This is a genomic window from Clostridium sp. UBA7503 (genome assembly GCF_002477055.1).
Lineage (GTDB): Bacteria > Bacillota > Clostridia > Clostridiales > Clostridiaceae > Clostridium_J > Clostridium_J sulfidigenes.
In genome coordinates, this window is the sequence record NZ_DLNT01000047.1 from 64695 (window position 1) to 80935 (window position 16241).

The following is a 16241-nucleotide window of genomic DNA, read 5'->3' on the forward strand; positions in this document are numbered from 1 at the left end:
ACTTAGAGTCTGATAAAGATAAAAAGAGCATGAGGCTGAATTAAATGTTAATACAGTAGGTATATGTACATTACTTCAATTTATAGACATTGATTTAAAATAGAGTGGAAGATATAATAAATCTATCTGTGGTTTTATATTTTCATTACCCATGAAAATATGAAAAATTTACTACTGAGGGACAAAAGTGGTAATTAAAAATTTCAGGGAAGGTAGGAATAATATGAAATTAAGTATTATTAAAAGGGATTCAAGAGTTAAAGACTTTGATATGGAGAGAATACATATAGCCATTAAAAAGGCTTATGAAGAAGTTCATGGAAATGATTTTGTGTTTAGAGATCATTGGAGTGACTTAGAAATTAATATAGAAAAAACTATTTTAAAGTTAGGAAAAGAAGAACTGTTTATTGAAGAAATTCAAGACATAGTAGTTACGGCTTTAAATAATAAAGACAAGACTGTATCAAAGGCTTATGAAGATTATCGTGAAAAACGTAGAATTGCAAGAGATACTAATGGAGATACATATAAAAAATTAGATAAGGTGCTTCAATGCTCTGATATAATGAACTCCAATGCAAATGTGGACGAGCATAGTTTTGGTGGTCGTAAATTTGAAAGTGCAAATGTAATATTAAAAAGGTATACCCTAGATAAGGTAATAAAGCCTGAAATAGCAAAGGCACATATTGAAAATAGATTATACATACATGACTTAGATAGCTATGCTACAGGAATGCATAATTGTAGTTTCCCAGATATAAAGAAACTAGTTAACAATGGATTTATCACTAGAAATGGGGATGTAAGAGGAGCTAATGGGTTATCTACAGCATTTCAATTAGTAGCAGTAATTTTCCAAATACAAAGTCAAGAACAATTTGGAGGTACAGGAAGTAGTCATATAGATTATGATTTAGAAGAGCAGGTGGATATATCTTTCAAAAAGCATTTTTCTGATGCACTTTTTTACTTTGAAGATAAAGAAGTAAGCTGGAAAGAGTTAGATTTTGAAATATGTGTAGAAAATAAAGAAGAGCTAAAAAAGAAATATCCTAAGCTAACAGCTTTTGCATTAAGAGAATTAGATAGAGAGGGTATGCAATCAGCTCAAGGGTTATACCATAATCTGAATACACTAGAATCAAGACCAGGTTCTCAAGTCCCATTTACATCTATAAATTTAGGAAGAAGAACTACAGTTGCTGGTAGAATGCTTACTAGATGGCTTATGCTTGCTAGTATAGATGGAATAGGGAAGCATCATAAAACAAGTATATTCCCAATATCAATCTTCCAATATAAAAAAGGGGTTAATGATACAGAAGAAACTCCAAACTATGATTTAAAGAAGTTAGCTATAGAATCTATGTCTAAAAGAATATATCCTAACTGGGTAAACTGTGATTGGAGTAAGAATGTAGAAGATTTAAGTAATCCGGATACAGCTATGGCAACTATGGGATGTAGAACTTTAGTTGGATTTGATAGACATGGTATGGGATATTCAAAGGTAGGAAGAGGAAATGTTACTCCAGTAACAATTAACTTGGTGAAAATAGGTATAAAACATGGGATATGTTTAGGTGAAAGACAAGAAGCTAATCTTGAAGGTTTTTGGAATGAATTAAATGAGCTTTTAGAACTTTCAGCTACAGCCTTAGTAGATAGATTTAAATATATATGTTCACAAAGTGCTAAATCAGCTCCTTTCATGTATAGAAATAAAAGTATGTTAGGTGGAGAATATGACTCAGACACTTGTATTTATGATGTAATGAAACATGGAAGCCAAGCTATAGGATATGCAGGTATTGCAGAAATGTGTCAAGCTCTCTTTGGAAAAGACCATAGTGATGATAAGGATGTTCATAAGTTTGCATTATCAGTTGTAGAAAGAATTTCAAAGTTTGCAGATGAAGCTTCAGAAAGGTATGATTTAAACTTTGGTTGTTATGCAGCGCCAATTGAGTCTACTTGTGGGACTATAATAACAGGAAATAGAGAAATTAAAGGTTTAAGAGATGAATTTGGAATTATAAAAAATGTAACGGACAGGGAGTGGATAACTAATTCACATCATATACCAGTTTGGAAAAATGTAGATGTGTTTACAAAGTTACAACTTGAGGCTCCATTTACTAAATATCCTACTTCAGGATGTATAACTTATGTAGAATTAGATAGTTCTGTAGTAGAAAATCCAAAAGCAATAGAACAAATAATAGATTATGCCTTTAGCTTAGATATTCCTTATTTAGCATTTAACTTCCCTATAGATACTTGCTTAAAGTGTGGCTATCAAGGAGAATTTAATGATAGATGTCCAATTTGTCATAGTGAAGAAATAGAACAACTTAGAAGAGTTACTGGATATTTAACTACAGATTATCGAAACTTTAATAAAGCTAAGCAAGCTGAAGTTAAAGAAAGATTTAAGCATAGCACTATAACTAAGCTATAGGAAGGATAGTAAAAAGTGATTGATACTATAAGGTTAATAGGATATAATCCCTGTTCTTTAAATGAAGGAATAGGTCTTAGGGAAGTGTGCTATATAGCAGAGTGTACACATAAATGCCATGGATGTCACAATGAAAAGTATTGGTATGAAAAAGGGGATTTATATAAAATAGATGAGGTTGTAGATAAGCTTACTAAAAATCCAATTACGGGTATAACTATAAGCGGTGGAGATGGACTAACTGTTCAATATAAAAGTACCTTAGAATTACTTAAGAGATTAAAAGAAAAATCTAATAAGAATATATGGTTATATACGGGGTATACTTGGGAGCAGTTATTTAAATTAAATAAAGAAGAAGTTTTAAATTATGTAGATGTAATTGTAGATGGAAGATTTGAAATAGGCGAAAGGGATGTAACCCTAAAATTTCGAGGAAGTAGCTCACAAAGAATTATAGATGTTAAAGAAAGCCTTAGGGGAAATAAGGTTAAAGAGTTTAAATTATAAAAATTATTATAAGAGCATTAGAAAGAGGAGAGACGCAATGAGAACAAGAGGATTTGAAATAGTTACAGATGGGAAAAGAATGCATCCACAGGAATACATACATTTACCAACAAGGGGAAGCAAGCATGCTATAGCGTATGATATATATTCACCTATAGATGTAGTTATAGAACCTATGGGGAAGCAATTAATATGGACAGATGTAAAGTCATATTTTCAACCAGGGGAAGCTTTGATTATTAATGTTAGAAGTTCTATGGGAAGTCACCCAGTTTTAATGGCTAATGCTCAAGGCTGGGTAGAGTGTGACTACTATAACAATCCTAAGAATGATGGGAACTTGGGAATAAATCTTTTAAATCTAGGAAAAGAGCCTTATATAATTAAAAAAGGTGATAGAATAGCTCAAGCTATGTTTATACCTTTCTTAGTAAGTGATAACTGTAATACAGAAGAGAAAAGAGTTGGAGGCTTTGGTAGTACAGGTAAATAATTAGTTTTAACAGGTGTATTTATTTCTTAGAACATGGGCACTATATTCTTAATCTTTGATTAATACTCATAAAGGTAGGGATATAGTAAATGAAAAGAACTATGATAACAGTAGTAAGTTGGAGTTTAATTATTTCAGCTATTTCTATGGTATATTTTTTTAATATTATTGAAAGAAAAGAAAATGAACCCTTTGTAGAAGCTATGGTAAGTGATAATTTATTAATTAATAATAAGATTATTGAGCATATAGGCTTAGCAGAAGAAGCTTTAAAGGAGTTCGGAGCTATGAGTAGTGAAGAAGCTGCAAAGCTTTGGGCAAAGGGAATGATGACTAGAAATGGAGTACTTCAATACGCTGTTATGAATAAGGAACTTCAGCAAGAATTTAAAAATCATCTTTCTAATAAAAATAATACATCGTGGGTAACAGGGACCTCAAGTCCGTGGATTACTAGCTATGAAATCATAGACCAAGTTGATGTGAGTGGCAAGGTTAAATTGCATAAGATAAAATTTAATTTAGCTACAGCTGAGGGCCAGGAGAAACCAATCTATAGTACATTAACTATAATGTACTATGATAATAAATGGGCTATTTCAAGTATAAGGTAGGTTAATTTGTAGATAAACAGAGTTCTTTGCTTCAGAGGGAGTTTTCAATCCCACTGAAGCTTACTAACAGAATTCTAAGTATCAGTATTTTCGATACTTAGAATTCGTTGTCCTTTAGGAGAAATCGTTATCCAGGGACATAACTGCTCTTTATTCCCACTTTGAAGAAGACGGGAGTATTTAGAGCTGGTAGTCATCGGATAAATATATTATAAAGAAGTTCTTATTTATGGTGATATATAAGAACTTTTTTTGTTTTCAGGTTTATTATAGTAAATATGTTAAAAAAATAGTATAATTGTGTAGCTTAAGTTAATAATGTGGAAATAAACAATAAACTTAAGCATTAAATAAGTGATGTTGATATATAATTTGGAACATAGAAAAATTTAAAATGTAAAATAAGGGAGACAATTATGAAAATAAAACTAAACTCCAATATTGCTAAAAGAACTATATCTAATATTATTGTAGTTTCAGTAGGGATTATACTGTTTTTTATAATAAAAAATCTAGGAGGTATTTTTAATAAAGTAGGAGAAATAATTAAACTATTAATGCCATTTATATATGGTTTTGCTATGGCATATTTATTAGCTATACCATTAAAGTTTTTAGAAGAAAAAGTTCTTAAATTTATGGACAAGAAAAATCAGTACAAAGCAAAAAGATTTATTTCAATAACTATTACATATATATCTGCAGCTATATTAATTAGTATTGTATTTTCTATATTAGTTCCAGAGTTGAGTCGTAGCATATATACACTTTTAGAAAATATACCTGAATATATTAGGGCTCTAGAGGAATACATAAATAATATAGTTATAACTTTAAATTTGAATGGGGATATGGTAGAGGATATAGTAAAAGATTTTAATAGTATATCTAAATATATAACCAGTATTGCAGGCACAGCTGTGTTAGATTTATTCCAATTCTCTGCTAATATTACTCAATATATACTAAACATATTTATAGCAACAATTATATCTATTTACTTATTAGCGGGAAAAGAAAAATTTTTTGCGCAGATTAAAAAATTCTTATATGCTTTTTTACCGGAGAAACCTGTAAAGTATGTAGTAGAGCTCACTAGATCTAGCCATAAAACTTTTATAGGTTTTCTTGGTGGTAAATTATTAGATTCATTAATTATAGGAATCATATGCTTTGTGGGTATGAAGATATTTAAAATGCCATATCCACTTCTTGTAAGCTTTATAATAGGAATAACTAACATTGTTCCGGTATTTGGACCATTTATAGGGGCAGTTCCTAGTGTTATAATAATATTTATTACTAGTCCAATTAAGGCATTATGGTTTATATTATTTATTTTAGTGCTTCAACAGTTTGATGGAAATATATTAGGACCTAAGATTTTAGGAAATTCCACAGGATTGACTGCGTTTTGGGTAATGTTTGCCATACTTTTAGGAAATGGATTATTTGGAGTGATAGGAATGATATTAGGAGTTCCCACATTTGCTGTAATTTATTCCATTATAGTAAGTGTAATAAATAATGTACTAAAGGAAAAGGGATTGCCAGTAGAAACTAAGGAGTATGCAGCTCCAGAAAATAAAATTAAATTTTAGAAAATGTACATTAATATGATGAGATATTGGATAAATCTATATCTCATCATATTTTTATTTTATGGCCTTAAGTTTGTTATAAATTCTAGTAAAAAATAATCCATATTTCAATAATAATATAATGTAAATAGCACATTTCAAAATAATTACAGATATTAATATTGTTAATAAAGGAAATATGATGTATAATTTAACTGAAAATATAAAAATGAGGTGTTAATTATGGATTTTATGTCCTTTGAAGATGTTATAGCGAAAATTCAAGGTGTAACTCATAGTAAAGTAGTATATAGTGAGGAAGCAGTAGAAGAGGTTCATATAATTGCCAATACTACAAGATCACCTAAACAGATTGTAAGAGACATCGAATCAGCACTTTTTGCGATATTTAATTATAGAATAGATAGAAAATTAATTAGTATAGCTCAAATAGATACTGGAGAAACGAAGTCTATAAAGAGAATTAGATATGAAGGTATTTCTTTAGAAGTTAAAGATAATAACGTAAGATGTGAAATTAGATTAAATATGGATGATGATGAGTATACGTCTACGCAAACTGCAATTGGAACAAGTATTAATAGACTTAAAGTAGTAGCTAAAGCTACTGTGTCAGCTGTAGAAGAAATAATTGGACAAGTCTCAGTTTTTGATGTAGAGGATATAGTAATAAACTCAATTAGAGACGTATCCTATGTAACCGTTATTGTAAATATGATAAATGACATTGCAGAAGAGGTTCTAATAGGAACTGCCATTGTAAGAAATGATGTAAATGAGGCAATAGCAAAGGCTACTCTTGATGCAATAAACAGAAGAATAGAAAAATAGTTAAACTGGTTTAATGGCCGATTATATTATATTATATTATATTTTATTTATCTTTCCTTAGCGGAGTGGAAATTATGACAGATTTTTAGCGGATCTTTGTTAATTTGCATATAAGGGGGATTTTATAATGAAAAACATGATNNCAGCTTTAATAGCCTTAATAGCTTTAGCAATGGCTGGTGGATCAACTATCACTTGGGTGTTTTAATAGTTAAAGATAATAAATAATCGGCCTTAAATATATAGCGGAGGAATAAGATGAGTAGTATATCTTCAGAACAAAAAAGATTCTTTCTTTCAATTTATATAATTACTATAATATCTTTTATAATACCTATAATTGAAGGGAAAATAAAAATAGAAGTTTATAATTATTCAAATATTATAGTATTTATAATTCTAACAGCAATTACAGAATCGTTTACTGTATATTTTAGGAATATGTCTTTTAGTACAAGCTTTGCTGTAACTATAGCATCTTATATTTTGTTTGGTCCTTTTCAATGCATTATAATTCTAGTATTGGGATTCTTATTTAGAGTTATGAAAATAAATAATGGTAAATATAAACATGTATTTAATACTCCACTATATGGAACAATATTTAATTGTTGTGCGTTAATATTACCAGTTGTAGTTGGTAGTTTTTTTTATAAAACCTTAGGTGGACAATTTAGTTTAAACTTTATAGTTAGCAATATAGGACCATTGATAGTATTTTGTTTTGCTTTCATAATAGTTAATAGTTTAATAATGTCTATATTAATGTCTATAGTTACAAATAAGAATGTAGTATTCTGTTTTACGGGTAATATAAGAATGGGAATATTAAATTCTGTAGTTATGATTCCAATAGGAATTTTATTAGCGCTAGTATTTATTAAATATGGTTATTTAGGCATAGTATTTATAACATTTCCATTATTATTAATTAGATATACTCTATTATTATATACAAGTTCAAAATCACAATTTATAGATACTGTAGAAGCTTTAATGAATGCAATTGATGCTAGGGATCAATATACAGAAGGACATTCTAGAAGGGTTGCAGAGATATCTGTAGCTATTGCAAAGGAATTGAAATATAATCCTTGGAATATTGAACAACTAAATATAGCTGCTATGCTTCATGATGTGGGTAAAATTGGAGTTAGTGATGCTATTTTAAATAAACCAGGGAAGTTAACGGATGAGGAATTCGATGCAATAAAGGAGCATCCGGAGATAGGAATTAAAATAATTAAGGATATTAAAAATATTGATTATGTTTATTCTATAGTTAGAAACCATCATGAAAGGTATGATGGAAAAGGATATCCAGATGGTAAAAAAGGTGATGAATTACCTTTGAATGTTTACATAGTTCAGCTAGCCGATACTGTGGATGCTATGGCATCAGATAGGCCTTATAGGAAAGGGCTTTCGGCAAGTATTATTTTAGGGGAAATTAAAAAATATTCAGGTACTCAATTTCATCCTAAGGTGGCAGAAGCTTATTTAAGAATTGTAGAAAAGAATGGTGGAAAGTTGCCTTAATATAATAATTAAAAAAATTAATTTAAAGCATTTTACATATATGGGGGATAGCCATGTTCTTATTTTCAATAATTCTTGGAGTAGTATTAGGATATTTGCTAAAAGGAAATATAGAAAACTTAAATAATCTTGAAATTAAAGGGTGGTGGCTTATAGTCCTAGGGTTTTTAGTGGAATTTATAATGAAGATTTTTCTTAAATCAGGACACCTTGAAATTGGAAGTTTAACTTATGTTTTAAATATAGTAATGTATAGTTGTATAATGGCATTTATATATATAAATAGAAAATATAAGATGATTTTAGTCATTGGGATAGGCTTTTTATTGAATATAGTGGTTATATTAGGAAATGGATGTACTATGCCTATTAGTACAAAGGCTATGGATATATTAAATGTAAGTGGACAAGTAGAAACTAAAGGTCTATATTCTATTATTAGTGTAGAAACAAAGTTTAAATTTCTAGCAGATGTAATACCATATAAGTTATGGAAGTATGGAGGAATAGCTAGTATTGGAGATATCATACTATCTATAGGTATCATTGGTATTGTAATAAAGGGAATGAAGCTTAGAACAGATTAAAATAAATATAAAATTATATATTTAATGCTTATAGAACACCTTTTAGGTGTTTTTGCATATTGAATAGAATAATAAAATATAATTGTTGAAGGAGAAGATAAGTATAAGTTTAAGTAGTTTCAAGTAAAATTCAAGTTATATTAAAAAAAGTGTATTGACTACAAATTAACAATAATATATATTTATAGCATGAGTAAAAATGGATTTACATAAAGTTATATATAATTCGATTGAAGAAATTGATAAGGGGGAGGACATATGTCGTTAAAGGTAAATAATCTTGCTAAGAGCTATGGTGATAAATTGGTAGTAGATAATTTAAGTTTTTCCATAGATGAACCGGGAGTTTTTGGATTATTAGGAACTAATGGCGCAGGAAAAACTACTACCATAAGAATGATGTTAGGAATGTTGAAAAAAGATAATGGGACGATTACTTGGAATGGGAAACCTTATAATTCTAAAGAAGTTTCAACAGGATATTTAGCAGAAGAGCGTGGTATATATTCAAAATTTACTGTGTTAGATCAATTAATATATTTTGGTGAGTTAAAAGGAATGACTCGTAAGGAAGCGTTAAAAAGCATTGAATATTGGCTTGAAAGATTAGAAGCTACTGAATATAGAAATAAAAGAGCAGAGCAATTATCTAAGGGTAATCAGCAGAAAATACAATTTATTGCAGCCTTAATATCTAATCCAGAAGTACTAATTTTAGATGAACCTTTAAGTGGACTTGATCCAGTAAATACAGATTTGTTTAAAGATATAATTAAGGAAGAAATAGCACGAGGTAAATATATAATAATGTCAAGCCACCAAATGAGTACTATAGAAGAGTTTTGTGAGAATCTTATTATACTTAATAAAGGCAAAACTGTGTTAAGTGGTAACTTAAAAGAGATTAAAAAATCTTATGGAAGAAATCACTTAATTTTAAATTGTGATGGAGATATAAAAGAACTATTGGAAAAAGCTAATATGAAAATTTTAAATAAAAATCAAGATTATATAGAGTTAAGTATTAATAGTGAAGATGAAGCTACAAATTTACTTAAAGAAATATTAAGTAGAAATATTCAAGTTATTAGATTTGAGCTTAGGGAACCAACTCTTCATGAAATATTTATTGAAAAGGTAGGTGAGTAGAATTGAATATGGATAATTTTTGGAAGGTTACAAAATTTACTGTAGCGCAACAAGTTAAGGGTAAGGCATTTAAGATTTCTACCACCATAATATTGATAGCAGTGCTTATATTAACATCATTAGTAAACTTTATTCCTGCAATTTTTGGTAAGGATGCTGACACTAAAGAGGCAACTAATGGTAACAAAGAAATTGGAATAGAGACTGCTTATTATATGGATGACTCTGACCTGAAGATAGATTTAGAGTCTGGATTAAAAGTAGCTTTTCCAAGTTTAAATTTAAAAAAGGCTACAGAAAGTAGAGAGTCTATATTAGAAAAACTTAAAACTATGCAAGATAAGATGGTTTTAGTTTCTATTAGTAATGAGAATATAGGATATTACGTGGAGGTAATAACACCAACTAGTGATACTGTATCTTCAGAGGATGGACAAATACTAGCAGAAACTATATCTAGTATTTTAAATAATGGTAGATTAATTAAGGCTGGAGTATCACAAGAAGAGCTAGGAAAATTATCTACACCTATAAACACTCAAGTATTTACTGCAGGTGATGAGGATGATACATTGGAAGATATGATAATAAAAATGGTATTTCCTATGGTAGCGTGTATGCTACTATTCTATATAATTTATTTTTATGGATATTGGGTTGCCAGTTCTATAGTTGCAGAGAAAACCTCAAGAGTAATGGAATTATTGCTTACATCAACTAAACCAATGGAACTTGTTGTAGGTAAGTGTGTTGGTATGGGATTCTTAGCAATAACTCAATTCGCATCTATATTACTAACGTCCTATATATCTTTTATAGGAAGTGGAGCTATAGTTAAGAAATTTATAGATTCTTCTGCCAATGTATTTGATATATCAGCAGTACTTGGAAAAATTCCAGTTATACAAGTGATACTAATAATACTATTCTTTATATTAGGATATGTACTATATGCTATTATAAATGCTTTAGTTGGTGCAACTATAAGTAAGTTAGAGGACTTAAATACAGCTATAATGCCAGTATCATTTATTTCAATAATAGGTTTTTACCTAGCATATGCGGCTATAATGTCTCCAGAATCAGTGATAGGAACCATTGCAACCTATGTACCATTTTCAGCACCATTTTATATACCATCTATGATTTTGTCAGAAACAATAGGTATAGTTCAAATGGGAGTTTCATTATTAATATTAATAGTAACAATTATAGTATTGACTCTATTTACAGCTAGAGTATATTCTGTAGTAATACTTCATACAGGAAACAGACTTAAAATAAAAGACCTGTTTACCATATTTAATAATGAAAAATAGTATAACTAAATTATAAGTTTAAAGCTAACTAAGAATAAAATTGTAAAAGATTATTCCTAGTTAGCTTATCTTATCTAAAGGTAGTATGAGTAGAAGGTTCATTTTCTCCATATGGAGAATGCTCATTAGCTTTATTTTTAACACCCTCTTGGTATTTAGGGGACATTGGATCAGATTTTAGTGAAGTAGTTTTTTTATTTTTAGTTTTACAAGAATTTTTAGACATAATACTTCCTCCTTAATATAAGTAATATTATCATTTGTATAATTATATAGAATAATACTAGTAATATATTGTATATATGGTAGTAGTATTATAATAAAAATTCATGTTATTGTATTATTTATCTAAATCTAATTTATTTATAATATCCTCATAGGTTGTCTTAGTGTTTTTTGAATCTTTGTAGTTAATGTAATAATGGGAAGGGCTTGAGTCCAATATGATTTCAATGAAGGGACCCTCTTTACTAGCTAAGAATAGCTTAGCTTTAATATCATTATATAGACTATAATTTCCTTTTTGAATTCCACCCATGCCTATGCCGCCTGTCCTAATAAGAGTTTTAGGCATTTCATTTACTAGAGAAATACTTTTTATTTTATCCTTTGGAATTAAAGCATTAACTCCACTAGATATTTTTATAGAAGTATCAGTGATTGTTACTTTAGTTGAGGAATAACCAATAGCCATTATAGGTATACAAGTTATCAGCATAATAAATATAACTATTACTAATACAATTTTTGTTTCTTTACTAGAGTTTGGATTATGGTCAAAGCGTTGACAATAATAAATAGAATACAGTATTACAATTACATTTAGAACTATAAAGATAGCTAAAGAAATATTAAAAAAATAGTTTAATAGAAATCCCACAATGTTTAAACTAGAGATAAAAAAGAATATTTTACTTATATGATTTCCTAAGGCTTTAATTTCCACATTTGCTTTTTCTTCTTTACTAATAATGTTGTATCCTGAGATTAGCCAATACCACTTTAATTCACTTATGCATATTCCAATACTAAAGAATAAGGCTGCAACAATTAAAAGTACAATATTTATTCCCATAGAGATACCTCCTAAATATAGTATATAATACTATATAAAAATTATATGATTAGTTATGAATTATATCAAGAAAATAAAGTAATAATTACAAAATAAAAGAAGTGAAATTTGAAATGTATACGCTGTATTAAAAAATATATCAAATAAATATTGACTATGTTTGTTGAGTATTATATTATTAAGAAAATTAAAATATTTATCCCAATAAGTATTAAAATTAAATTTAGATAATTAAGAGATGTTATTTAGGGTAGAGGAGCTTTTACCAAAAGTATTCTTGAGAAGTGGGCACACGATGATACAAGAAGAAAGGGGAGAAAAGCCGAAGAGAATAACCTGGCAAGGATATACTCTGGGATAGTACAAAATATGTGCTATACTGCCACTATGAAAATAGTGGAGAGCTACAAAGTAACACCTGTTGTGTTCATATTGAATTAAATTGAGCGTGACAAAGGTGTTCCTTTGTCCGCCTTTTTTTATTTTGGTACATAAGTACCCAAATAAATATTACTCTCATAAACTTATAGTGGGGAGCTGAAAGGAGAATTTACTATGAACTTATTTGGAACAATGAATGTTAGAGAAAACAATCTTTTTGTGGGTGAAATTAATACTTTAGAGCTGGTTAAGAAATTTGGAACTCCTCTTTACGTCATGGATGAAGAGCAAATTAGAGATAACTGTAGAAGATATATGAAAGCCATGGGTGCAAAAATGAATGATAACAAAGTAGCCTATGCTGGAAAAGCGTTTTTAACTAAGGCTATTGTTCAAGTCATGAAGAATGAAGGACTATGCCTGGATGTTGTATCAGGAGGAGAAATTTACACTGCTATAGTCAGTGAATTTCCTATGGATAAAGTATATTTTCATGGAAATAATAAAACTATTGAAGAAATAAAACTAGGAATAAAAGCGGGTGTTGGAACCTTTATTGTGGACAATATGATGGAATTAGAGAATATTAATAATATATGTGAGGTTTATGGAAAAACTCAAGATATATTACTTAGAATAATTCCGGGAATTGAGGCACATACTCATGAATATATCAAGACTGGACAGATTGATTCTAAGTTTGGATTTACTCTTTTGGAGGATAATATATTTAGAGTAGTAAAGAGTATAAGTGAGCTTGAGAATATAAATTTAAAAGGACTTCACTGTCATATAGGATCGCAGATATTTGATATAGAACCATATAGAGAAGCTGTAAGGATTATGATTAATTTAATGAATAATATTAATAATCATTTTGAAATTAGTATGACAGAACTTAACTTAGGTGGAGGTTTTGGTATATATTATGGTGAAGGTGATGATCCCAAAACTATAGAAGAATATTGTGCTGGAATTTTAAATGAAGTAGAGAGTTATAGTAGAAAATTGCAGATGAAAAATCCTAATATAATAATAGAACCAGGTAGAAGTATAGTTGGAAATAGTGGAATCACTTTATATACTATTGGAGGAGTTAAAGAAATTCCTAATATTAAAAAATATGTATCTGTAGATGGGGGAATGACAGATAATATAAGGCCATCATTATATAGTGCACAGTATCAAGGATTAATAGCCAATAATGTAGAAAATAATGAAGAAGCTATGGTTACCATTTCTGGTAAATGTTGTGAATCTGGAGATGTATTAATTAATGATATAAGTCTTCCAAAGGTAAAAAAAGGTGATATATTAGCAGTGCTTTCTACAGGAGCCTATTGCTATTCCATGAGTAGTAATTATAATAAGATTCCTAAGGCACCAGTGGTTTTAGTTGGAAAATTAGGACCAAGGCTCATATGTAAAAGAGAAACCTACGAAGATATGTTAAGAAATGAATTAGATTTAGACATTATATAGTAATTAATTTTAGCTTATAGCAAGAGATACAGGTGAAAGGAAATGAAAATATAAAAAGGGAGTGATATAAACACGAGGATGCTGAAAAAGTACCCTCGTGCTTAGCACTCCTTTTTAGTTACCTACTGGGTGTTCAGTGGTGCTAGTATCTACGGTTATAGCAGAAGTTTTAGAAACTAATTTTCCATTTTTGCTTTTAAATATTCCAGTTGATATAATATAGTCCATTATATTGTTAATTTCTGTAGGCAATATACTATCTTTAACAGAGTTAACTGTAAGATTAAACTTATTTTCCGTTTCATCCTTAAAGGTCATAACTAACTTTTTTTCCATTATTAATCCTCCTTATTTTTTAGAATTATAATTATGAGAGAGTAGAAATTTTTTATCATTAGCCTTCATTCAAAGTATAATCATCTAGTTTTCTAATTTCTGTAGGCTCACTTATTAGTACAGATCCAATTACTATGCCCAAATTGTAAGCTTCTTCATCGGTAGCAGATCCACTTACCTTTGAAAATTTTTGACTTTGGAATTTCGGACTACCATCCTGGTTTTGCCCCTTTGTGTATTTAATAACTAAGGTTGTATTATTTTTAGTATTTGTTATTGCCATAGTATCAACTCCTTTCAATGAACATATATGCCATTGAAAATAAAAGTGGAAAAAATTATAAAACTTTGGAATTCAGAAACATATTATAGTAAAATTAAGAAGATGAATATTTAATAAGTCATTATTTAAGAATATATAGATAAGTGTATAGAGTGTTATAATAAGTGATTTAAATTTAGGAGGAAATAATGAAGAGAATTAGAGATTATGAAGTTACTGTAGGAAAATTACCAAAGGGAGAAAAAAATAAGATTACTGATGTAAAAGGAGTAAGGGTAGGTAATGTTACATTAAAAGATGGAGATGTAAACACAGGAGTAACAGCTATATTACCCCATGATGGAAATCTATTCAAGGATAAAGTATATGGAGCTGTTCACGTAATAAATGGTTTTGGAAAGACTGTAGGAACTATACAATTAGAGGAGCTTGGAACAATTGAAACACCAATTATGCTTACAAATACTTTAAATGTAGGGACAGTAAGTCAAGGATTAGTTAGATATATGCTTTCAATAAACAATGATATAGGTGTTAAAACGGGAACTATTAACCCTATAGTTGGAGAATGTAATGATGGATATCTAAATGACATTAGAGGACTTCATGTTAAAGAAGAGCACGTATTTGAAAGTATAAATAATGCATCTACAGATTTTTTAGAGGGAGCAGTAGGGGCAGGAACTGGAATGAGTTGCTTTGGGTATAAGGGTGGCATAGGATCTTCTTCTAGAAAAATAAATATAAAAGATGAAGAATATACGCTAGGTGCATTGGTATTATCCAATTTTGGAATCAAGGAAGATTTTATACTTAATAACAATGATATAAAATCTATCTTATATGGTAATAACATAGATATAAATGTAACTAACTCAAACTGTAATATAGATAATTTGGAAAAGGGATCTATTATGATAATTTTAGCTACAGATGCTCCACTATCACCAAGACAATTGAAAAGAGTAGCAAAGAGAAGTATTGTGGGTATAACAAGATTAGGTTCTTATCTTGGAAATGGAAGTGGTGATATAGCAATTGCTTTTAGTACAGCTAATAAAATTAAACATTATGAGGAATGTGTAACTAGTAAAGTTAATGTAATTAATGAAAATTATATCGACTTCTTTTTTAGAGCAGCTGCAGAAGCTGTAGAGGAGTCAGTTCTAAATTCTCTAATTACAGCCCACACAGTCATTGGTCGAAACGGAAATAGAAGAGAGGGATTATCTAAATCCTTAGATTTATAAAAAGGGCTTAGATAGTAATTAGAGTATAAGTCACTTAAAATTATTGACATGAAATATATTAAATGATAAATTATTTATAATAGGATTTATTTACACAGGAGATGGTTGTAGTGAAATACTTATCAAATAGAAAATATGAACATCATCATAGATGCAAGGTCTTATAATTATGGTTTTAAAATTAAGCCATAGATAGGGCCTATTTGTGCGAAGGCAAATGTATCTATGGAGTTATTGAGTTTTATATCTCTAAGGATACTAGTTGTCTTTAGAGATTTTTTTATAGTATGAAAGCTTCAGATTTTCAGATGAATATTATATAAT

The 16241-nt window shown here is 29.1% G+C and carries 16 protein-coding genes and 1 riboswitch; of the genes, 12 read left to right on the plus strand and 4 right to left on the minus strand.

The features are described from left to right. Positions 1 to 223: 223 nt before the first annotated feature. The 10 genes from nrdD (at position 224) to B3630_RS14125 (ending at position 11110) form a co-directional block, all read left to right on the plus strand. Entirely contained in the window at positions 224 to 2467 is a 2244-nt protein-coding gene (nrdD, locus tag B3630_RS14080; protein ID WP_346899216.1) for an anaerobic ribonucleoside-triphosphate reductase, read from the plus strand. Positions 2468 to 2482: 15 nt separating this feature from the next. Beyond that, complete coding sequence (nrdG, locus tag B3630_RS14085; protein WP_346899218.1) at positions 2483 to 2977, plus strand: anaerobic ribonucleoside-triphosphate reductase activating protein; 495 nt, start codon at positions 2483 to 2485, stop codon at positions 2975 to 2977. 37 nt (positions 2978 to 3014) lie between these two features. Continuing rightward, the gene (locus tag B3630_RS14090) at positions 3015 to 3470 is read left to right on the plus strand and encodes a dUTP diphosphatase (protein WP_346899220.1); all 456 of its coding nucleotides are present in this window, start codon (positions 3015 to 3017) and stop codon (positions 3468 to 3470) included. A gap of 89 nt (positions 3471 to 3559) precedes the next feature. Further along, positions 3560 to 4084 carry a hypothetical protein gene (locus B3630_RS14095; protein ID WP_346899222.1) on the plus strand — a complete coding sequence of 175 codons (525 nt, stop codon included), beginning with the start codon at positions 3560 to 3562 and terminating at the stop codon, positions 4082 to 4084. A gap of 416 nt (positions 4085 to 4500) precedes the next feature. Then, a complete protein-coding gene (locus B3630_RS14100; protein WP_346899224.1) occupies positions 4501 to 5685 on the plus strand; it encodes an AI-2E family transporter in 1185 nt (394 codons plus the stop codon). Positions 5686 to 5907: 222 nt separating this feature from the next. Continuing rightward, positions 5908 to 6516 carry a hypothetical protein gene (locus tag B3630_RS14105; protein WP_346899226.1) on the plus strand — a complete coding sequence of 203 codons (609 nt, stop codon included), beginning with the start codon at positions 5908 to 5910 and terminating at the stop codon, positions 6514 to 6516. A gap of 258 nt (positions 6517 to 6774) precedes the next feature. Further along, complete coding sequence (locus tag B3630_RS14110; RefSeq protein WP_346899228.1) at positions 6775 to 8055, plus strand: HD-GYP domain-containing protein; 1281 nt, start codon at positions 6775 to 6777, stop codon at positions 8053 to 8055. Between the two features lie 53 nt (positions 8056 to 8108). Next, positions 8109 to 8642, plus strand: a complete 534-nt coding sequence (locus B3630_RS14115; protein WP_346899230.1) for a DUF5317 family protein — start codon at positions 8109 to 8111, stop codon at positions 8640 to 8642. Between the two features lie 258 nt (positions 8643 to 8900). Then, positions 8901 to 9791 carry an ABC transporter ATP-binding protein gene (locus tag B3630_RS14120; protein WP_346899232.1) on the plus strand — a complete coding sequence of 297 codons (891 nt, stop codon included), beginning with the start codon at positions 8901 to 8903 and terminating at the stop codon, positions 9789 to 9791. A gap of 8 nt (positions 9792 to 9799) precedes the next feature. Next, positions 9800 to 11110, plus strand: coding sequence for an ABC transporter permease (locus B3630_RS14125; RefSeq protein ID WP_346899234.1), 1311 nt, complete (start codon positions 9800 to 9802; stop codon positions 11108 to 11110). Between the two features lie 70 nt (positions 11111 to 11180). On the opposite strand, the gene B3630_RS14130 is transcribed toward B3630_RS14125, so the two are convergent. Next, a complete protein-coding gene (locus tag B3630_RS14130) occupies positions 11181 to 11336 on the minus strand; it encodes a hypothetical protein (RefSeq protein WP_346869858.1) in 156 nt (51 codons plus the stop codon). Between the two features lie 114 nt (positions 11337 to 11450). After that, positions 11451 to 12185 carry a DUF3784 domain-containing protein gene (locus B3630_RS14135; RefSeq protein WP_346899236.1) on the minus strand — a complete coding sequence of 245 codons (735 nt, stop codon included), beginning with the start codon at positions 12183 to 12185 and terminating at the stop codon, positions 11451 to 11453. A gap of 243 nt (positions 12186 to 12428) precedes the next feature. Next, a riboswitch (Lysine riboswitch) is annotated at positions 12429 to 12600 on the plus strand. Between the two features lie 140 nt (positions 12601 to 12740). Between B3630_RS14135 and lysA the strand changes: the two genes are divergently transcribed. After that, a complete protein-coding gene (gene lysA, locus B3630_RS14140) occupies positions 12741 to 14048 on the plus strand; it encodes a diaminopimelate decarboxylase (RefSeq protein WP_346899238.1) in 1308 nt (435 codons plus the stop codon). A 114-nt stretch (positions 14049 to 14162) separates the two neighbouring features. Here lysA and B3630_RS14145 read toward each other — a convergent pair whose 3' ends face one another. Then, positions 14163 to 14384: a DUF2922 domain-containing protein gene (locus tag B3630_RS14145; RefSeq protein WP_346899240.1), complete on the minus strand. Its 222-nt coding sequence runs from the start codon at positions 14382 to 14384 to the stop codon at positions 14163 to 14165. A 58-nt stretch (positions 14385 to 14442) separates the two neighbouring features. After that, positions 14443 to 14667, minus strand: coding sequence for a DUF1659 domain-containing protein (locus B3630_RS14150; RefSeq protein WP_346899242.1), 225 nt, complete (start codon positions 14665 to 14667; stop codon positions 14443 to 14445). 188 nt (positions 14668 to 14855) lie between these two features. Here B3630_RS14150 and B3630_RS14155 point away from each other — a divergent pair, with 188 nt between their 5' ends. Then, positions 14856 to 15917, plus strand: a complete 1062-nt coding sequence (locus B3630_RS14155; protein ID WP_346899244.1) for a P1 family peptidase — start codon at positions 14856 to 14858, stop codon at positions 15915 to 15917. The last annotated feature ends 324 nt before the right edge of the window (positions 15918 to 16241 follow it).